Source organism: Dyadobacter tibetensis Y620-1 (assembly GCF_000566685.1).
Taxonomy (GTDB): Bacteria; Bacteroidota; Bacteroidia; order Cytophagales; family Spirosomataceae; genus Dyadobacter; species Dyadobacter tibetensis.
On record NZ_AZQN01000001.1, the window covers coordinates 145,515 to 165,323 of the forward strand.

Consider the following 19,809-nt stretch of genomic DNA (forward strand, 5'->3'; position numbering starts at 1 on the left):
TCATATGTTACTAAATGACATCTGAGACTATTAGTATTTTAGAACCTAAGGCAAAAGTGCTCCTTGGGTTGTTCCTTCCTAAAGAATACTAATCCAATCCAGAATAGATCTACAGTAAGACTGACATCAGGGTGTAGCTTTATTTCTTCCCAAGCCTTTTTCATTTCCTCTGACCAATAGATGTCATCGAATATGAATAAAGAATCGTTATGCGCGAGGGGCAAACATGCCTCAAAATAACGTATAGTAGGTTCATATCGATGATTCGCATCAAAATAAGCGAAGTCAATTTGAGGAAGGGTTTTAATCCGTTCTATTAAGGAGTCATCAATATTGCCTAATACCACTTCCACATTATCTACTTGTTGGCTGTGAAAGGTCTGCTTTGCAATAGAAGCGGTTTCGGGACATCCTTCAAATGTTATCACCTTCGCCTGGGGGCGGGCTTTGCAAAGGTACAAGCTTGTGATTCCGAGGGATGTGCCTAGCTCTATTATATAATTTGGTTGGAAGTGTTGGATAAGTCTGTAGAATAATTTCCCGAACTTTTCAGGCTTTTCTGCATTCTTGGCGATGGACCCTATACTCCTTACGTTCGATTTGTTCACTCTTGATCCCGCCCCAAGATCTAATATCTCTATGGTTTCCTTGCTGCGCAATAGGGCTTTTCGGGTTTTTTTTATTTGGTCATAATCGGCCGATGTGTCATGTTTACAGGCAATTACGCGGGTATACAGGTCAAAAAGAAACGGAGAATGAATGGAATGTTCATTCCCCGCTCTCAACAAAAATTTTAAATAAGAAGTTATCAAAGGTATTTTAGAGTTGAATTGGAAGGATTAATTGAGCCGATAGGGTACAATAAGGGAAAATGACGGAACAGATACATTAAAATTTCTGCCATCAATAATCCTTTCCATTAGATAAGTGCCCGACATTTTGCCTAGGTCCGTTTTAAGATTACAACCTGATACATATTCATGACGATCTCCAGGCTCCAGAATGGGTTGTAGGCCCACCACGCCCTCGCCCTCGACCTCTCTGATGCCTCGGTTAGAATCAAAAATTAACCAGTGTCGCCTGAGCAGTTTCACCGTATGTTCACTGCAGTTTTCAATAACGATTTTGTAAGTGAATACAAAATGATTCTGTCCCGGATTAGAGTAATCGGGTTGATACTCAGTCTGAACAGTAATTTTAACGCCGTCTGTTATTTGAGAAACCATAAGAATCGAGGTAAGGTAGTACTATTTTATCTAATGGGTTAGACGAATTTTATTTCAATAGTAACGAAAATAGCATTCTAGAATTGAAAAATACATGCCTAAATTGATTTTATTTGCTTATTATCAAAATTACACATAATTGATGGAAGTAAACATAGCTGAGTCCTGGAAGTTGAAAATGTCATCCGAATTTGGTAAACCGTATTTTGGGATGCTTACTGATAAAGTTCGTGCTGCCTATCGTGACACTGTGGTGTTCCCTCGAGGTGGCGAGATATTTAAAGCATTTGAGCTCTGTAGTTTTGAGGATTGTCGCGTAGTTATTCTGGGACAAGACCCGTACCATGGGGCAGGACAAGCAAATGGTCTAAGCTTTTCAGTGAACAATGGCATCCCTATACCTCCTTCTCTGCGGAATATTTTTAAGGAAATTGAGGCGGACTTAAACATACCCATGCCAAATCATGGGAACCTGGAGCGTTGGGCAAAGCAGGGAGTCCTCCTGTTAAATGCCACATTGACGGTTCCGGCATCCACACCTGGAGGACACCAAAAGTGGGGGTGGGAGCATTTTACAGATGCAGTTATAGCTACCTTGTCCCGAGAAAAGGAGCATTTGGTTTTTCTTTTATGGGGAAGTTATGCCAAAAAAAAGGTCTCCTTGATTAATCAGGAGAAACATTTGATACTTACCGCCCGGCATCCCTCGCCCATGTCAGCAAATCAGGGGGGCTGGTTTGGAACCAAACATTTTAGTCAAACCAATCGTTATCTTCAAAGCCACGGATTTGAACCAATTCAATGGTAACAAAAAAAGAGCAGGGAACCCCTGCTCTTTTTAAAATTTTCACTCCTATTACTATTATTTTTTCTTTTCTATGTTGGAATTGAGTTCCAATATATCTGCCCATTGATCTCTATGATCAGCCATAAATTTCTGTTGAATTTCGTGCTTGGCATACAGGTCGGCACTTTCTGCAGAACGAAAGGTGAGGTAATGCACTACGTCATAAGCTTCCGGAAATTGGGCATCAGACTGAACTTGGCCAGCGGAATAAGCAACTACGTCACGCATCTGATTCTTCATGGCTGCAAAATCGTTGAAATGCTGTTCTATTTGTGCTTGACTGATTCCGGATTTAAATTTTATGCAGACTACCTTCTGTATTTCCGCAGCCTTATGTGGAACGTAGGCTCCGTAAATAAGCAGCATAAAACAGCTCAGCGCAAATACTGGAACAAGGTACCCCAATGGTTTTCTTAAGTATAATTTCATTTTATTGTTCTCGATACATTTAACATGGAACAAAGGTAATTGTTTATCCAATAAATAGTACTTTAATAATAAAATATATAAGGAATATTGAATTAAAGCATTATTTCAAAATTTTTAATAAGTAGCAGGGATTTTAGAAAAATAAAATACGGTTTGAATTTTGGCGGTAAGGATGTATATTTAGGTGAAGGTCCGTTTATTTTAGGCTATTGAAATCCAGTATTTTGAGTAAAGGGCAAAACTGCGTGAGGTTTTTAGCCATTTGGTTAATTATTTAGTAATTACCATCCATATTTGCTTTCGTTCTCGTCAAATTTCTGGCCGAATTTTATTTTGAAGGTGATAGACGTGTAGCAGGAATATTTTTCTGATTTTTTTATGAAAATCGACAAAAAATGGTTGCTATTGCTCTTCATTCCCCTGCTAGGAAGTATGTCTCAAGGTAATTGGGGATTTTGGGCGCATCGACGTATCAATCGTCTGGCCGTTTTTAGATTGCCTGCTGAAATGCAAGTATTCTATAAACAAAACATGGACTTTATAGTGGAAGAAGCAGTGGGCCCAGATAAACGACGATACAGCGTCGTGGGGGAAGCTGAACGTCACTATATTGACATTGATTCGTATCATGTTCCTGATGGAGAAGTTATTCCTAAGGAATGGAAGCGTGCGGTAGAACGTTTTGGTGAGGATAGTTTGCGGAAGCATGGTATTGCACCATGGAATATAGAAAGGGTATGTTTTCAGCTGACTGAGGCTTTTAGCAAAGGTCAAAAATCCAGAATACTCCGGTTATCGGCCGATTTAGGACACTATATCGCGGATATACATGTTCCTTTACATACTACCCGCAATTATAATGGCCAATTTACTGATCAGGTGGGGATCCATGGACTATGGGAATCGCGACTTCCCGAACTTTTTGCCGACGAATATGACCTTTGGATCGGGAGTATCGTGTATAGGCCATTCATATCTGAAGCCATCTGGTCCGCAGTTTATGCCTCTCATATAGCCTGTGATAGCGTCTTTGATTTTGAAAGATTAGCCAGTAAAAGAATCGCTGCAGACAGAAAATATAGCTATGAGTCGAGAAATAACATATTGGTTAGAACGTATTCCGAGTCATTTGCAAGGGAGTATGAACGCTTACTAAATGGTCAGGTTGAACGAAGAATGCGAGCGGCTATAGGTCTTATAGGAGATATTTGGTATACCTGCTGGGTCAACGCTGGTCAGCCCAATTTGACGAACTTGGAGCACGCCACCCCTTTGGTGGAAGGGATAGAAAAAAAATCGGCCGACACTTCCCAGACTGGAAATGGTCGGCCGTTGCCCGTCAGGCCGGAGCCAGACGACTGATTTTATATTAACCCTTAAAAACAAGTTGTTTCATATAGGCGGCATCGTTGGCAAGACATTCCATTACAGGGGAAGGATAATGTTCTTGCTCTACAATGAATTGTGATACGCCCGTATCGGATGCGACCTTAAGTAGAGTAGGGTAATCTGAAAGTCCTTTCCCTAAATCTGTAGACTCCACCTTGGGTTCTCTGACGTAGTCCTTCACATGGCATAAATCATAACGACCTGCATATTTCTGTAGATGGGCGGTTGCATCCACTTCAGGTACCTGAATCCACATTAAATCTAACTCGTATACAACTAGTGACTTATCTGTATTGTCCAATAAGATTTCCTGAGGGATGAGTCCATCCATAGGAACAAACGAATAATCGTGATTATGATAGCCAAACTTAATTCCGGCCTTATTACAGATTTCTCCACGTTTATTGAACTCATCAGCACGCCTTTTCCACTCATCTACCGACTTCTGCGGACCAATATAAGGTTGCAGGACATAGGAGAGGCCGGCTTCAGCTGCTTCGTCAGCTGTTTTCTCTAGATTTTTGGTTGTGTCGGCATGGGTCGAAACGATGGTCATGCCCAGATCATCCATATAAGCCTTGAATTCTTTGGGCGTCATACCCCAAAAAATACCCTGATCGCCTTGGTAGCTTTCAATTTTCTTATAGCCAAGGTCCGCGATTTGCTTTAGTATACCTTTGGGGTCGGCACCAATTACATCTCTTGCACTGTAAAGCTGTAAACCAAAATCAGGTATAGATGGGGTCAGGCCATCGGAGTTGCCCGCCAGAGTGGTAGAGTCGGAGCCATCTTGATTACTACCTCCCGTACCACAGCCCGACAGAGACCATACCAAGGAGCCAGCTGCTGCAAAACTGGCCGATTTAAGAAAAATTCGACGATTAAAGGACATAAATTTGTTAAGATTTTAAGCGTAAAAAGATCACTGGTCCGATAGGGCCAGATATATCTCATATTTAGATTTGCGAAATTACAAAAAAATAGACGTTTATGGGATTAAGGTTAGTTCTTTTAGGTTTTTCTTTAGAAATCATTATTGAACAGGACTTTTTTAGCTACCCTTCCTTTGCTAATATCTTGAAATTCAATATTCCCAAGTGACATTACAAATATCAGGGGCAGGTCAGGATTTACGGTTGGACAGTCATGCTTGCAAACCATGCTGGTTGCTATACTGAAATCGTTACTTTGATGATGCAACCTTGCTGTGTATAGTTAGTTACCTCTTTGGCATGTGCAGGGGCAGCAGATAGGCTACGACTGACGGAGGATGCGTGCCGTCACGATGAGTTGCCCTACATGTCTTTGAGCATGCTCGGCGGCATGAAACAGAAGACCTATTTGTGTAGAAGGGATCATGGCCCGGCCTACGTATCGTAGATCGGTTAGGTGGTCTAAGTTTACGGTTTTAAGTTGATCCAAGCATTTTTCAACCTGTAGCTGATAGGAAGAAAAAAGCTGATGGAAGCTACAATTTGGATATGGTGCGTGGCCTTCTTGCTTTAAATAGTTGAGTTGATTTTCGTTAAGCGATTCACCTCTTGCATAGGTAAATAATCTGTCGAGTATTCCACTGAGGTGTTGGAGATGAAAGCCGACCGACGCAGTTTGACAAGGCCTTTCCCATAATAAAGGACTTGGAAAGCCTATTCCGGCCTTCTCTAATTCTTCTACAGACTGTAAAAGTGCATGTGCCACAGGCTGTAGCAAGGCTGGTACATCTGTTATGGGGCCTCTTAGCCAAACTTCTAAATTCGTTGTTGATTCCATAAATGATAGTGATTTCAGCACTCAAGGTAACAAAAAAAAGGAGCTTTATACAAGCTCCTTTTTGATATCATCAACACAAAACTGTTGACTATACTTTAGCGATGTCGATCTGAACAGGCTTACCTTTTATGGTATTTCCGTCCATGGCGCGCATTACTGCTTTGGCATCACGCTCAGGCACATCTACGAAAGTAAATTTATCGTAAATGTCTATAGCACCAATTGTTTTACCAGGAATATTGGATTCTCCTGCAATAGCGCCAACGATATCCTTAGGTAGTATATGGTCTTTGCGGCCCAGGCTTAGGAACAGACGGGTCATTCCCGCTTCTGGAGCTCCTCCTTTACGGGAGTCGCCAGAACGCCCGCCTTCACTTCTTCTTTCAAAGCGATCGCCCCGACCTTCACTTCTATCGAATCGGCTACCACCTCTTCGGCGATCGAAACGGTCAGAAGACTCACGACGATCTCCACGATCTCCGCGCTTTTCTTCCCATGACATATTGCTGTCGGCGTATTCGTTTTTCTGAACACCCATTATCTGCTTGGCCATAGCGCCTACGATCTGCTCAATAGCATATCCGCTGTGTTGAAGCATTTCGAGAACATCTTGGTACAGATCGGTTTCTCCGGCTTCTATGGTAGCGGTAATGCTTTCCACGAAACGAGCTTTTCTTACCCCAACGATATCTTCATAAGATGGAATAACGCCTTTTTCAATTTTTACTTTCGTATAATTTTCGATTTGACGAAGACGGAATTTTTCGTCACGGGCTACCAGGGAGAATGCCTTTCCAGACATTCCTGCACGGCCTGTACGGCCAATACGGTGAACATAATATTCCTCGTCAAGAGGGATATCAAAATTGATTACTCCATCGAGCCCACTAACATCAATACCACGAGCGGCCACATCGGTAGCCACCAGGATAGTAGTCACGCCAGCCTTGAATTTGCTCATTACATTACTCCGTTGTTGCTGACGAAGGTCACCATGGATACCTTCGGAAGCATAACCCCGTAGCTGAAGTTCCTCTACGATTTCATCAACCTTCCGTTTGGTATTACAGAATACCAAAAGTGATTTCAGGTGATACATATCGATCAATCGGGTCATTACTTCGAGTTTAGCCTGAGGCTTCACTTCGTAGCACACCTGTTCAATGTTCTGGTTGGTAAGTTCATTTCTAACGACCTTAATCAACACTGGATCATTCAAAAAACGCTTGGTGATCGACATAATTGGCTTGGACATGGTAGCCGAGAATAGGATCGTCTGGCGATCTTCGGGCATATCTGCCAAAATGCTTTCGATATCCTCGCGGAAACCCATATCAAGCATTTCATCAGCTTCGTCCAAAACCATCATACGTACCTCGTCAAACTTCAAGGTTCTCCGTTCCATATGGTCCATTACCCGTCCTGGAGTCCCCACGACGATATGTACACCTTTTTTCAGAGAGCGAATCTGACGCTCTATAGAGTCTCCTCCATAAATTGCTTCAATACGAACGCCTCTGTGGAATTTTGCCAAGCGGCCTAGTTCTTCTGATACCTGAACAGCTAATTCTCTGGTAGGACATAAAACCAAAGCTTGAACAGCATTATTGCTGATATCTATTCTTTCTAAAACGGGTATTCCAAATGCGGCAGTCTTACCGGTACCTGTCTGGGCCTGTCCTATAACATCGGAGCCGCCCATTACGGCCGGGATTCCCTGAGCTTGTATTGGAGAAGGTTTGGTAAAACCCATTTCTGTTAAGCCTTTCAGGGTGTTTTCTGAGAGACCAAGCTCTGAGAAAGATTCAATAATTTCAGTTGTCATTCTATTGTTGTTATTATATTATTCTAAAATCAAAATACAGGGTACACCAGACCATGTAGCCAGGTTTTAAAACCTGGATTCATAGCAAATTTTTTGCACACTTGCTGTTGGTCCGGCGAATGGAAGCTTAAATCAAGCCTGAGCCCATCCGATGGTCTCCTGAACGATAATTTAAATAGGGATTGTGCAAAGCCCACCACAAACAATCCGTGGGGCTCTGCGTAAGGAAGCGGTATGCCAACCAGACATATGGAATAGGTTGGGCGGCCAATCGTTGGCTCTTACCGAATTATGAAGCAGAGAAGCGAACGGATGTTCGTTCAAAATTTTATGCAAAAATAGATAAAAAAATATTCCTAAGCACTATGTTGTCTTAAAATAATTGGAATATTTCATGAAAGTGACAAAAGGGGCAGGAATAGTGACATGGGTAAATGATATAATAATAGTGCTCCTTTGAATTATCATAAATGTGCTGATAATTACCTTGGTGCCTTTTGTTCCTCTATAGATTGAGCAGGCAACAAATTTTAGGATGAGGGAAATATCATCAGCAGGACTACCCATTCAAATTTTGCATTCTGCTTGTTTACACAGTACACTTGAGGTGCATATGCCACCGCCTGAGCTGATAGGCGGTGGCATGGGCGATTAAAGGACTTGGCTAACCGGGGTATAGGGTAGGTTCCATGCTTCGGCAACTCCATCAAAGACAACCAGTCCATTGACAACATTAAGCCCTTTTTGAAGTTCAAGGTTATCCTGGCAGGCGCTCTTCCAGCCCTTATTAGCTAGTTGTAACGCATAAGGAAGCGTACTATTGGTTAGGGCCAAAGTGGAAGTGTATGGCACTGCCCCAGGCATGTTGGCTACACAATAGTGAACGACTTCATCGATCACGTAGATCGGATCTTCGTGAGTCGTGGCATGGGAGGTCTCGAAACAGCCCCCCTGGTCAATGGCAACATCAACCATTACAGTACCCGGTTTCATTAACTTTAGCATATCCCGTGTAATGAGCGAAGGTGCTTTAGCCCCCGGGATCAGAACTCCTCCGATAATCAAGTTGGCTTGTTTGATTTGCTCCTTGATATTGTACTCATTGGACATGATGGTATCGACATTAGCCGGCATGATGTCCTCCAGGTAGCGAAGGCGTTGTAAGTTGACGTCGGCGATGGTAACATTGGCTCCCAGACCCGCCGCCATTTTTGCTGATTGCGTACCTACCACTCCTCCTCCTAATACGAGTACCTGGGCAGGTTTGACCCCTGCAACACCGCCTAACAGGATTCCAAAACCTCCAGAAGGTTTCTCTAAAAACTTGGCACCTTCTTGAACGGCCATGCGACCGGCGACTTCGCTCATAGGAACGAGTAGGGGCAAGCTCCTATCGGTTTTTTCTACGGTTTCATAGGCAAGACAGATTGCCTTCCGCTCTATCATAGCATGTGTAAGCTTCTCTGAAGAGGCGAAGTGGAAGTAGGTGAAGAGCAATTGACCTTCCCTGATAAGGTCATATTCTTCCTCAATAGGTTCTTTTACCTTGATGATCATTTCAGCTATGGCATATACCTCCTCGATACCCGGCAGGATATCGGCTCCCGCTTCCTTATAGTCTTCGTCGGAGAAACCACTTCCTAGACCGGCCCCAGCCTGCACATAAATGCTATGTCCTTTCTTTTTGAATTCTGTGATCCCAGCCGGAGTCACGGCTACTCGGTTCTCATTGTTTTTGATTTCTTTAGGAACGCCAATGATCATATTGATGCCGATTTAGTTTGTTTAGTTTATTTTCCTACAAAAATAAGGTACAGTAAAAATATTTCCTGATATAGATAAAAATATTGAAAAATAAAACTAGTAATGATATATTTGCTAGAAATTATTTCTAATAATTTTTTATTTTTTTCCTTCCTATAGAAAAATAATCTAAGCATGTTTCCCGACGAGATAGACAAGAAAATTCTCAGGCATTTACAGCGTAATGCTAGATTGACCATTAAAGAAATTGCCAGTGACATCAATTTGTCGGTTACCCCGGTGCATGAGCGCATCAAAAAATTGGAGAAAGAAGGCTTTATAGATCGATATGTAGGGCTTCTTAATCGGAAGGCATTGGGTAGGCCACTGATGGTATTTTGTCATGTGACATTGGATAAACAGCAGAAGGAAAGCTTTGAAGATTTCAACGCTTCAGTGAAAGAAATGGAAGAAGTGCTTGAATGTTCAATGGTATCTGGTAATTTTGATTATATGTTGAAGATCATTGTACAAGATGGAGAGGCCTTCAATCAATTCTATCAGTTTAAGCTTTCGGCACTCACCAGCGTATTGCATATTAGTACTTACTTCGCCATATCCGAAATAAAATATACCACCGAGATCTCTATTTAGAGTCTCAGCCATGAACATCAATGAACAAGAATATCAAAGACGGGCTTAATTTGCTGTCGAAAGTGACCCCGAAGAGGGCCTTGAATGCCATTCAAATATTGGGAAGTTATTTTTATTCAAAAGCTACCCGCCGTCCGGTTCACTGGGGAATGCCGATTGCCATCTCTTTTGAACCTACGACCTCCTGCAATTTGCGATGTCCTGAATGCCCTAGCGGGCTACGCTCTTTTACCCGACCGACTGGTATGATGGAAGAGGGTCTGTATAAACGTACCATTGATGAACTCGCCGATCGGCTGCTTTATTTGATTTTTTATTTTCAGGGTGAGCCTTATCTGCATCCCAAATTTTTCGATCTGGTGTCCTATGCGCACAAAAAAGGGATTTATACAGCCACTTCTACTAACGGGCACTACCTTACAGATGAAAAGGCGAAGCGGACTGTGGAATCGGGCTTGGATCGGATGATAATCTCTATTGATGGGACTACCCAAGATGTATATGAACAGTATCGGGTGGGCGGGAGTCTGGAGAAGGTCCTGGAAGGAACCCGAAATATTGTAAAATGGAAAAAGGAGCTTAAATCCAGTACGCCTCATGTCATTTTTCAATTTTTGGTCGTCAAGCCCAATGAACATCAGATCGCCGAGGTACAGGCCTTGGCTAAAGAGATGGGTGTGGATGAAGTTGGGTTGAAGACTGCCCAGATATATGATTACGAGGAAGGTTCCGATCTAATTCCAACCATTGACAAATATTCAAGATATAAGAAGCAAGAATCTGGAAGATACAGCATAAAAAATAAGTTTGTAGACCATTGTTGGAAGATGTGGCATAGCTGCGTAATCACCTGGGATGGAGCGGTAGTACCTTGTTGTTTCGATAAAGATGCGGAATATAAACTGGGTGATATGAAACAGCAGACGTTCAAGGAATTATGGAGAGGCAAAAAATATAGTGATTTCCGTGCTTCTTTAATTAAATCCAGATCAGAGATTGAAATGTGCAAAAATTGTACGGAGGGTACTGCCGTCTGGGCGTGAAACATAGCCTTCATAGAGCGGATACTTAAAAATTAATTAAATAATAATCTTTGATAATGACTTGTATATGAGAACATTAAAGAAGATTGTTATAACTCCGTGGAACATTTTTTGGTAGATTGATATGAATAACGGAAATTTGACGTCTGGTAACTCACAATATTCATGGGCAAAGTAATTGCAATAGCAAACCAAAAAGGCGGTGTCGGAAAGACGACCACAGCGATAAATCTGGCAGCGAGTTTAGCTGCATTAGAATTTCGCACCCTGATCATCGACGCAGATCCTCAGGCTAATTCAACATCGGGCTTGGGCTTCAACCCTCAGGACATGGAGAATAGCATTTACGAATGCATGATTGAGCAGGTGGAAACGGCTAGTATAATCATAGAGACCGATTTTCCCAACCTACATCTCATTCCTTCACATATTGATCTGGTAGGGGCAGAGATTGAAATGATTAATCTGAAAGATCGGGAACATCGAATGAAGCTTGCCGTGGCTGGAATTAAAGATCTTTATGATTTTATAATCATTGATTGTTCTCCTTCTCTAGGCTTAATTACGATTAACAGTCTTACTGCGGCGGATTCAGTGATTATTCCTGTTCAATGTGAATACTTTGCCCTGGAAGGCTTAGGCAAACTACTCAATACTATCACCATTATTCAGTCTCGACTAAATACGGACTTAATCATTGAAGGCATTCTTTTGACTATGTACGATCTTCGACTCAGACTATCCAATCAAGTCGTAAATGAAGTGACTAATCATTTTCAGTCTTTAGTTTTTAACACAATTATTCCTAGAAATGTTCGTATTAGTGAAGCCCCAAGTTATGGTATTCCGGTAATGGCTCAAGATGCAGAAAGCAAGGGGGCGGTTAGTTATTTGAATCTGGCAAGGGAAATTCTTGAAAAAAACGGACACTTCTCCGCCGATAATCAAATGGGGGTAAACGGACACTGAGTTTTTGAAACGGAGGAAGCATTCTATGGACAATAGCAATAAGAATAAGCGTATGACAGGGTTGGGGCGAGGACTTGGTGCTTTGCTTCAGGATTCAGACAAGGTGAACACACCGCGTACGGCCGCACGTATCATACCCAGCGAAACCATTGGTGGGATGAGTGAAATTGAGCTCGAACTCATCGAATCGAATCCCTACCAGCCACGAACCCATTTCGACCATGAAGCTTTGATGGAGCTTGCTGACTCTATAAAAGTACAAGGTATTATTCAGCCCATCACCGTAAGGCAACTGGGGCCCGATCGTTTTCAGCTCATCTCTGGAGAGCGACGACTGGAGGCCTCTCGGTCAATAGGGATGGAGCGAATTCCAGCCTATATTCGCTCTGCTGACGATCAGCAGATGCTGGAAATGGCGCTTATAGAGAATATTCAGCGTGAAAATCTTAATGCGATTGAAATTGCCTTAAGCTACCAGCGGCTGATTTTGGAATGTAGCCTCAAGCAGGATGAACTGGGTGCCAGGGTCGGTAAGAATCGCACAACGGTGAATAATTACATCAGGCTGCTGAAACTTCCACCTGTCATTCAGGCAGCACTCAGGGACAGTCAGATTAGCATGGGACATGCACGGGCGCTGATTACCATACATAGTGAAGAAAATCAACTGGCAATTTTTAATAAAACCATAGACGAGGGGTGGTCGGTGCGTAAAGTTGAGGAAGAAGTCCGTAGGTTAGGTACTACTTCGGCAACAGCTTCCAATCCGGCCAAAAATTCCGTCCCTGTTCAGGAACTAAAGACGCTACAATTTCAGCTCTCCTCCCTGTTTGGTGCCAAGGTATCAGTTAAGAGCAATCCCAATCATAAAGGGGAAATCAAAATCCCTTTTGCTTCTGAAGAGGAGTTAAAGAGGATATTGGATACGCTGAAATTATAAAATAGCCCTTGAAAACCATTCTACAAATTTTTTGTGCAATTTGCGTCAGTCTACCTCTTTTGGGGCAGGTGATAATAACCGATAGTCTGAAAGTTACTCCGGAAGGCGCGCAGGTACAAGATAGTGTAACAACGATATCTGCAGATTCTATGTCCGCTGCGAAGCTATCGAAATTTATTCCTGTACCCAAAAAGGCTACTCGCTGGGCTCTTGTGCCAGGAGGTGGTCAATTTTATAATCGCGATTATTGGAAATTGCCCATTATTTATCTGGGTATAGGAGGGGGCATTTATGCCTATGTGCTCAATCAAATAAAATATCAGGATTATTTATCAGCCTACAAATCCTTTTACGATTTGAATGAAAAAATCTTAAATAGTGATGGTGAACTGGTGGATAATCCGGATTATGGTCAGGTGACTGGAGCGAGTACTCGTCCGGTCTTGGTACGAAACCTTTTTCATACCGAGAATACGGTTCAGGAATTAACCATTGATCAAGTAAAAAGGGGGAAAAATTACTGGCGTAGAAATAAAAATTTATCCATTATTGTGGCAGGTCTTATTTATGGACTAACGATCGTGGAAGCAAATGTGGCGGCCCATCTCAAAACATTTGACTTGTCAGAAGATCTAAGCCTGAAAGTAGGCCCTAAATTGCAGCAGCCTGGTTTGCTGCTTCCGGCACCGGGTCTACGCCTGGTTTTAAATATTAAATAGCGTACCTAAAAATATTGTTTGATGAAAGTATTATTGCTTGGTTATGGAAAAATGGGTAAAACCATTGAGAAAATAGCCCTGGAAAGAGGACACCAAATAGTCGGTAGAATTGATATTTCCAATCGTAATGACCTGGAAGTTTTAGGAAAAGATGATGTAGATGTCGCCATAGAATTTAGTGCTCCTGAGGCGGCATACGATAACATTACTTATTGCATTAAAAAGGGATGGCCTATCGTAAGTGGAACGACAGGTTGGCTGGAACATAAGTCAGAAATAGAAACTCTATGTGCTGCAGAAAAAGGTTCCTTTTTCTATGCCTCTAATTATAGTATTGGCGTGAATCTATTTTTCAGACTAAATAAAATATTAGCCAGACTCATGAATGGACAAGGCTACCAGCCTTCGATGACGGAGATTCATCATATCCATAAACTGGATGCGCCAAGTGGTACTGCAATTACCTTAGCGGAAGGAGTCATTGCCGAGTACGACGGTATTAACAAATATACCCTTGCTCCCGATACTGAAAAGGAAGCCATTACGATTACAGCAGAGCGGAAAGGAGAAGTGCCTGGTACGCATATAATTCGTTATGAATCCGAAATAGATACGATAGAAATTGCCCATACCGCCCATAGCCGTCAGGGCTTTGCGCTGGGAGCCGTAGTATCTGCCGAATGGCTTCAAGACAAATCAGGCATATTCGGTATGGATGATATGCTTGCTCATCTGGAATCATAGCCCCCCACAATAAATTGTCCCTTAAATCCTCATAGTTATCTAAAATTACATATATGGCTACTTCTTCTAAAAAACATAAATCCCCTTTAAGAGAATGGTTCGATTCGGTGCTCTTTGCGGTAGTGGCCGCAACCCTGATTCGCTGGCTTTTTTTTGAGGCCTTTACCATTCCTACCCCCTCTATGGAAAACAGCCTGCTGGTAGGAGATTTCTTATTTGTAAGTAAGCTGCATTATGGTACCCGTACTCCTAAAACTCCCTTGCAGGTTCCGTTGACCCACCAGACCATCTGGGGAACCAATATTCCATCTTATTCGGATGCCATACAATTACCTCAGTACCGCCTTCCTGGTTTCAGCGAAGTAAAGAGGGGTGATGTGGTCGTATTTAACTATCCTCCCGAACTGCAGCATCCTATCGATTTGAAAACCAACTATATCAAAAGATGTATGGGGTTGCCTGGGGACAAATTAGAAGTCCGAAATCTAGAGGTATTCGCCAATGGTGAGAAAGTCCCGGATCCGGTAAGAATGGAAAATGAATATTTTGTAGCTACCACTACACCAGTAAATGAAACCAAAGTGTTTCGTGAGAATGGCATTTCGGAGTTCCAGGCCTATGAGGAGACTTTTGGAGATACCATTCCATCCAATAATAAAAAAGGTTACCTGGTTTGGACAACAGTTGATATTGCCAAGACATTGGAAAGTTACGATTTCGTTTCTTCCGTTACTACCGTAATGTCACCGAAAGAGATTAGCGAACCCATGCTATATCCTAACTCTAACCTATTCAAATGGAATCGTGACAATTATGGCCCGGTAACCGTTCCATCGGAGGGTATGACCATTCAGCTCACCCCGGAGAATATTGCTATGTATGGTCCTGTGATTAAAAATTATGAGGATCATGAGAGGGTAGAGGTATCGGACAATAGCGTACAAATTGATGGAAAAACCATTTCGGAATACACTTTTAAGCAAGACTATTACTTTATGATGGGAGATAACCGTCACAATTCTGCGGACTCCCGTTATTGGGGTTTTGTGCCATTCGATCATATCGTCGGAAAGGCGGTATTCGTTTGGATGTCCTTAGATCCGAATCCTACCAGCTTCTTTAACAAAATACGCTGGAATCGGTTGTTTAGAGTAATCGATTAAATACTGAATTATTTTTTAGTTTAATAACCAGAGAAGGCTGTCCCAAGGACAGCCTTCTCTGGTTATTAAAGCTCCGTTAACCGCTTATAAGTGTTAGGTTTTCTTACTCCTGTGAGAAAATCAAAACAGAGTAGGGAGGGAGGTTCATTGATACAAATGCCGGTTGATTATCATATTCTCCTTCGTATCCTTCAAGGTCATGTTGTGCCATGTCAGAGAAATCTTGATCGAATTTGGCTGCGTCGCTATTAAATCGCAGTTGCCACGCTCCCGTGGCAGGGAAACCTACTTTATAGTCTTCGTAGCCTGATGCTGAAAAGTTAAATGCCATGACTACGCTGTCTTTCGGCCCACCTTCCTGGAAGCGATGGTAGACCAAAACTTTATGATCCTCGTCTACGCGGATGACCTGAGTATTCTGGCCCTGGAGACCAGCTGTAACCCCATACCAGTTCCTGCGTAAGTGTATCAGTTCCTTATGCAACTGAACAAACCCTTCGAAACGTTCGAGACGGGACCAGTCGAGCGGATCATTATCCGAGAACCACTTATCCTCTAAGAGGGGCTGCCCCTGGAATATCATAGGAATCCCGGGAGAAGTTAAGACCATGGCAACACCTAATGAGGCTCTCTTTTTAGAATACCAGTTATTTACGTCGTCATGAGCTATTTCTTCGGCCACTCGGGCCTGTCCATTGGCCACCTCATCATGAGACTCTGTGTAAATAATTCTTTGAAACACGTCGTTATTATAGCGATGAAGTACCGCATTTTTTAGCGATTCCATACTTCTGTCTTCATCATGCTGAGTGATAATCGCCTCTCTCACCGGGTGGACGAAGCTAGCATCCCATTGTGACCCATAACCCAGACCGCCGCTGTCGGTACTGTCGGTAATGAAGCTGAGGGCATGCATATCCTCGGCAATGGTGATTCTATTGGGGAAGTACTTTTGAATATCATGATTAATCCATTGGATAAGAGTCATTCCTTCAGGGATATCGTTGCCAGGGTTTCCGTCGGCCTTGACATTCCTGATATAGGGTACCATATCCATTCGGAGTCCATCTATGCGGTAATCGCGGAGCCACATCATGGCGTTATCATAAATGTACTGACGTACTTCTTGTCGACCGTAATCAGGGCGTGTATTTCCCCATGGTGTTTCTGACTTCCAATCGTTATAAAAATAGATTCCACCATGATCGTTTTCTTGCCAACCATCAAATTGCCAAAGGTCCAGATCGGAAGGGCCGAAATGGTTGTAAACAACATCTAGAATAACCGCTATTCCGGCTTCGTGCGCTGCCTTGACAAACTTTTTCAGCCCTTCCGGCCCACCATAATCCGATTCTATAGAAAAGGGGTTCGATGGATTATAACCCCAGGATTTATCTCCGGCAAATTCGGTACAAGGCATTAATTCGATGGCATTGAAACCCATATCCTTCAGGTAAGATAGTCGTTCCAAGGCCGATTCGAATGTGCCTACTCTTCCTTCTTCTACGACATTGAACGTGCCTATATGCATTTCGTAAATCACTAGCTCATTCCAGGCGGGTATCTGAAAAGAATCGTCGGCCCAGTCAAATGAATTGTGATTATAGACGACACTATTTCCTACCGAATTAGTGACTTTGGTAGCGTAGGGGTCATTTCTGCTCAGTTCTCCCTGAGCCGTCTTTAATATATATTTGTATTCATCACCTTCCTTCGCTTCGGGCACGATGGCTCCCCAGTGCCCATGGTCCATGGCTTGTAAAGGATGGGCCGATGAATCCCAATCATTAAAGCTTCCTGATACCGATACTGCCTCGGCATGCGGGGCCCATACTTTAAAACTTACGCCATTGTCCAGGCAGTTGGCTCCCATACCAATCTCCGATATATCGGAGATTACGGTATCATTAACTTTTGAATCCATATTGATTTGTGAAGATTATTGCTATTTTTACTATAAATGAATCTGAAAGGTGCATGGGCAATTCCCGTGCCAACTCCTAAAGTGGGGAATTCAGGACGGATGCCCGGACAAGTATCTTTTCATTAACTTTCAACGCCAAGACCATGTCAGAGTTAACGGTAGATGAAAAAATTGGCATACTTGCCCTGATTCATACCCCGGGCATAGGTGCTGTAACGGTTCGACAGCTCATCAGTTATTGCGGAAGTGCGATAAACGTATTCAATAGTGACTTTAGAAAATTAATGAAAGTGCCAGGGGTTGGGGAAAAAATGGCTCGAACCATTCTATTAAAGTCAGGTCTGGCCTTCGGTCAGCAGGAGTATGAAGCTTGTTTACGGAGTAACACCCATCTTTATTTTTATACGGACAATGATTATCCCAGCCGGCTGAAGGCGCTATATGACGCACCCATAGTTTTATATTCCCGAGGCTTCTTCAACTTTAATTTAGGTCTGGTTATCGGTATTGTGGGTACTCGTCAGGTGAGCGAGTATGGCAAAATGGTTACTGAGTCCATGATTCGAGACTTGAGCCCATACGGGCCCTTGGTGGTAAGTGGTTTGGCATATGGGGTGGATATTACGGCGCATAGAGCCTGTGTTAAGCATCAACTCCCTACGATCGGCATTCTGGCTAGCGGCCTGAATGTGATATATCCAGAAGCGCATATACGTACAACGAAAGACATGATGGAAAATGGAGGAATTGTTACGGAAAATGCTTTAAGCACCCGCCCAGATTTCTCAAGATTCCCTGCCCGAAACCGGATTATAGCTGGATTGTCGGATGTAACCATAGTTATAGAATCGGCCAAAAAAGGGGGGAGTTTGATCACGGTAGAGTTTGCCCTCAATTATCATAGGGAAGTGTATGCAGTTCCGGGTAATTTGGGACAAGTTTTTTCAGAAGGTTGTAATGCCTTGATTCGCGACAATAAGGCCGCTATCTTTACTTCGGTCAATGATATGGCAGAGGCCTTAGGATGGAACCAACAACCAGAGCCAACATTATTCGGTGACAGCGCGACTCTAGGGCCTAAATACGGCATATTTGAAGGGTATACCCAGGATGAAGGACAATTACTTGCTCTGCTGCACCAGAAGGGCGTTTTACATTTAGACGAGATTGCCTGGCAGTCTGGGATGCACTTAAATAAGTTGGCCAACCTCTTGCTGAGTTTAGAATTTCAAGGAGTGGTAAAATCTTTTCCTGGCAAAAAATACGGTCTGATTTGAAAACAAAATCTACAATAGAACTTATCAAGGAGGGTGAAGGCCTCGTTATTGAATTTAAGAGAAGGATCGATAGCGTCTTTAAGATTGCCAAAACCCTTACGTCATTTGCTAATACCTCAGGGGGAATTTTACTCGTAGGAGTAGGAGATCAGGGAGAGGTGCTGGGTGTACCATCGGAACTGCACGAGCTACAAAAGCTGGAAAGAGCTGCTACCCAGCTAATGGATCCTCCCTTGGTTCTAACTATAAAAACCATCAAGCTAGATGGCAGGGTGATTTTAAGAGTTGAGGTCGCTGAAAGCGATGATAAGCCTCATTTTTTGATCAATGAGAAAGGCGAAAGAATCATTTACATTAGGGTAAAAGATAAGAGCATACCTATTCCCCGACTTCTCATGACAGGAGATGTGGATGCCGATACCCAAAAACTTCTGGCATCGCGCCATGTTAAGACCCTGATTAATATGCTTAGAGAACAGGATACGATCGACCCAAAGGCCTTTAGCAAGGTGATCAATATATCAGAGAAAAGGGCTGAGCGCATGTTAAATGATTTGGCCGAAAAACAAATTTTAATGAAAGTGTCTAGAGCAGGATCCGGATCATTCAGTTTAAAATGGGCGGAATAAAATAGGGCGACCAGTTTTTATACCGGTCGCCCAAAAATTTTAAAAAAATAGAAAATTGGCTTCGCAATTAATCTATACTTACTAATTCTAATTCGAATACCAAATCCTTGCCCGCTAGAGGGTGATTGGCATCCAATACCACAAATTCATCTCCTACTTCCTTTATAACTACGGGCACCGTTTGACCGTTACCTTCCTGATGCATATTTAAGGTGCTTCCAAGTTCCAAAGGAATATCAGAAGGGATTTGAGCCTTGGGAAATTTAATAACCATTTCCTCATTCACGGGGCCGTAAGCCTCTTCGTTAGGAATATTGATTGTTTTTTTCTCTCCAATGGCCATACCGGCAACACCGTCGTCAAATCCCTTTATCACCATGCCGCTTCCCAATTGAAAGCTAAGTGGTTCACGTCCTTCCGATGAATCAAATAACTGACCATCAGTAAGTGTTCCTTTGTAATGAACTTGAACGGTATCACCTGCTTGCGCTTGTTTCATAATTGAAATTGTTTAGTTT

General features: G+C 42.7%; 20 protein-coding genes. 11 read left to right on the plus strand and 9 right to left on the minus strand.

What is annotated here, in order from left to right:
- Positions 1–38 precede the first annotated feature (38 nt).
- The gene (locus X939_RS0100570; protein ID WP_025761288.1) at positions 39–812 is read right to left on the minus strand and encodes an O-methyltransferase; all 774 of its coding nucleotides are present in this window, start codon (positions 810–812) and stop codon (positions 39–41) included.
- A 27-nt stretch (positions 813–839) separates the two neighbouring features.
- The gene (gene apaG / locus X939_RS0100575; RefSeq protein WP_025761289.1) at positions 840–1,226 is read right to left on the minus strand and encodes a Co2+/Mg2+ efflux facilitator ApaG/CorD; all 387 of its coding nucleotides are present in this window, start codon (positions 1,224–1,226) and stop codon (positions 840–842) included.
- Positions 1,227–1,368: 142 nt separating this feature from the next.
- Between apaG and ung the strand changes: the two genes are divergently transcribed.
- The gene (gene ung, locus X939_RS0100580) at positions 1,369–2,034 is read left to right on the plus strand and encodes a uracil-DNA glycosylase (protein ID WP_025761290.1); all 666 of its coding nucleotides are present in this window, start codon (positions 1,369–1,371) and stop codon (positions 2,032–2,034) included.
- A 54-nt stretch (positions 2,035–2,088) separates the two neighbouring features.
- Here ung and X939_RS0100585 read toward each other — a convergent pair whose 3' ends face one another.
- The gene (locus tag X939_RS0100585; RefSeq protein WP_025761291.1) at positions 2,089–2,502 is read right to left on the minus strand and encodes a Dabb family protein; all 414 of its coding nucleotides are present in this window, start codon (positions 2,500–2,502) and stop codon (positions 2,089–2,091) included.
- Positions 2,503–2,880: 378 nt separating this feature from the next.
- Here X939_RS0100585 and X939_RS0100590 point away from each other — a divergent pair, with 378 nt between their 5' ends.
- Positions 2,881–3,864 carry a zinc dependent phospholipase C family protein gene (locus X939_RS0100590; RefSeq protein ID WP_025761292.1) on the plus strand — a complete coding sequence of 328 codons (984 nt, stop codon included), beginning with the start codon at positions 2,881–2,883 and terminating at the stop codon, positions 3,862–3,864.
- Between the two features lie 7 nt (positions 3,865–3,871).
- On the opposite strand, the gene X939_RS0100595 is transcribed toward X939_RS0100590, so the two are convergent.
- From X939_RS0100595 to ald, 4 genes are all read right to left on the minus strand, one after another.
- On the minus strand, positions 3,872–4,783 hold the full coding sequence (locus tag X939_RS0100595; RefSeq protein WP_025761293.1) for a sugar phosphate isomerase/epimerase family protein: 912 nt from the start codon (positions 4,781–4,783) through the stop codon (positions 3,872–3,874).
- Between the two features lie 362 nt (positions 4,784–5,145).
- Positions 5,146–5,661, minus strand: a complete 516-nt coding sequence (locus X939_RS0100605) for a hypothetical protein (protein WP_025761294.1) — start codon at positions 5,659–5,661, stop codon at positions 5,146–5,148.
- 88 nt (positions 5,662–5,749) lie between these two features.
- The gene (locus X939_RS0100610; RefSeq protein ID WP_025761295.1) at positions 5,750–7,486 is read right to left on the minus strand and encodes a DEAD/DEAH box helicase; all 1,737 of its coding nucleotides are present in this window, start codon (positions 7,484–7,486) and stop codon (positions 5,750–5,752) included.
- 651 nt (positions 7,487–8,137) lie between these two features.
- Positions 8,138–9,250, minus strand: coding sequence for an alanine dehydrogenase (gene ald, locus X939_RS0100615; protein ID WP_025761297.1), 1,113 nt, complete (start codon positions 9,248–9,250; stop codon positions 8,138–8,140).
- A gap of 174 nt (positions 9,251–9,424) precedes the next feature.
- On the opposite strand from ald, the gene X939_RS0100625 reads away from it, so the two are divergent.
- The 7 genes from X939_RS0100625 (at position 9,425) to lepB (ending at position 15,461) form a co-directional block, all read left to right on the plus strand.
- Positions 9,425–9,883 (plus strand): Lrp/AsnC family transcriptional regulator, encoded by a 459-nt coding sequence (locus X939_RS0100625; RefSeq protein WP_025761298.1) that lies wholly within the window; start codon positions 9,425–9,427, stop codon positions 9,881–9,883.
- A gap of 20 nt (positions 9,884–9,903) precedes the next feature.
- Entirely contained in the window at positions 9,904–10,926 is a 1,023-nt protein-coding gene (locus X939_RS0100630) for a radical SAM/SPASM domain-containing protein (protein ID WP_025761299.1), read from the plus strand.
- Between the two features lie 165 nt (positions 10,927–11,091).
- Positions 11,092–11,895 (plus strand): ParA family protein, encoded by an 804-nt coding sequence (locus tag X939_RS0100635; RefSeq protein WP_025761300.1) that lies wholly within the window; start codon positions 11,092–11,094, stop codon positions 11,893–11,895.
- A 25-nt stretch (positions 11,896–11,920) separates the two neighbouring features.
- A complete protein-coding gene (locus X939_RS0100640; protein ID WP_025761301.1) occupies positions 11,921–12,835 on the plus strand; it encodes a ParB/RepB/Spo0J family partition protein in 915 nt (304 codons plus the stop codon).
- Between the two features lie 8 nt (positions 12,836–12,843).
- Positions 12,844–13,554 carry a DUF5683 domain-containing protein gene (locus X939_RS0100645; RefSeq protein ID WP_131694690.1) on the plus strand — a complete coding sequence of 237 codons (711 nt, stop codon included), beginning with the start codon at positions 12,844–12,846 and terminating at the stop codon, positions 13,552–13,554.
- Between the two features lie 21 nt (positions 13,555–13,575).
- Positions 13,576–14,298, plus strand: a complete 723-nt coding sequence (gene dapB / locus X939_RS0100650; protein ID WP_025761303.1) for a 4-hydroxy-tetrahydrodipicolinate reductase — start codon at positions 13,576–13,578, stop codon at positions 14,296–14,298.
- Between the two features lie 53 nt (positions 14,299–14,351).
- Positions 14,352–15,461, plus strand: a complete 1,110-nt coding sequence (gene lepB, locus X939_RS0100655; RefSeq protein ID WP_025761304.1) for a signal peptidase I — start codon at positions 14,352–14,354, stop codon at positions 15,459–15,461.
- Between the two features lie 103 nt (positions 15,462–15,564).
- On the opposite strand, the gene X939_RS0100660 is transcribed toward lepB, so the two are convergent.
- Positions 15,565–17,385, minus strand: coding sequence for an alpha-amylase family glycosyl hydrolase (locus tag X939_RS0100660; protein WP_025761305.1), 1,821 nt, complete (start codon positions 17,383–17,385; stop codon positions 15,565–15,567).
- A 143-nt stretch (positions 17,386–17,528) separates the two neighbouring features.
- Between X939_RS0100660 and dprA the strand changes: the two genes are divergently transcribed.
- The gene (gene dprA, locus X939_RS0100665; RefSeq protein ID WP_025761306.1) at positions 17,529–18,662 is read left to right on the plus strand and encodes a DNA-processing protein DprA; all 1,134 of its coding nucleotides are present in this window, start codon (positions 17,529–17,531) and stop codon (positions 18,660–18,662) included.
- Positions 18,659–19,291 carry an RNA-binding domain-containing protein gene (locus X939_RS0100670; RefSeq protein WP_025761308.1) on the plus strand — a complete coding sequence of 211 codons (633 nt, stop codon included), beginning with the start codon at positions 18,659–18,661 and terminating at the stop codon, positions 19,289–19,291. Before dprA ends, X939_RS0100670 begins: the two co-directional genes overlap by 4 nt.
- 67 nt (positions 19,292–19,358) lie before the next feature.
- Here the strand turns inward: X939_RS0100670 and X939_RS0100675 are convergent, their stop codons facing one another.
- Positions 19,359–19,790 carry an FKBP-type peptidyl-prolyl cis-trans isomerase gene (locus X939_RS0100675; protein WP_025761309.1) on the minus strand — a complete coding sequence of 144 codons (432 nt, stop codon included), beginning with the start codon at positions 19,788–19,790 and terminating at the stop codon, positions 19,359–19,361.
- Positions 19,791–19,809 lie beyond the last annotated feature (19 nt).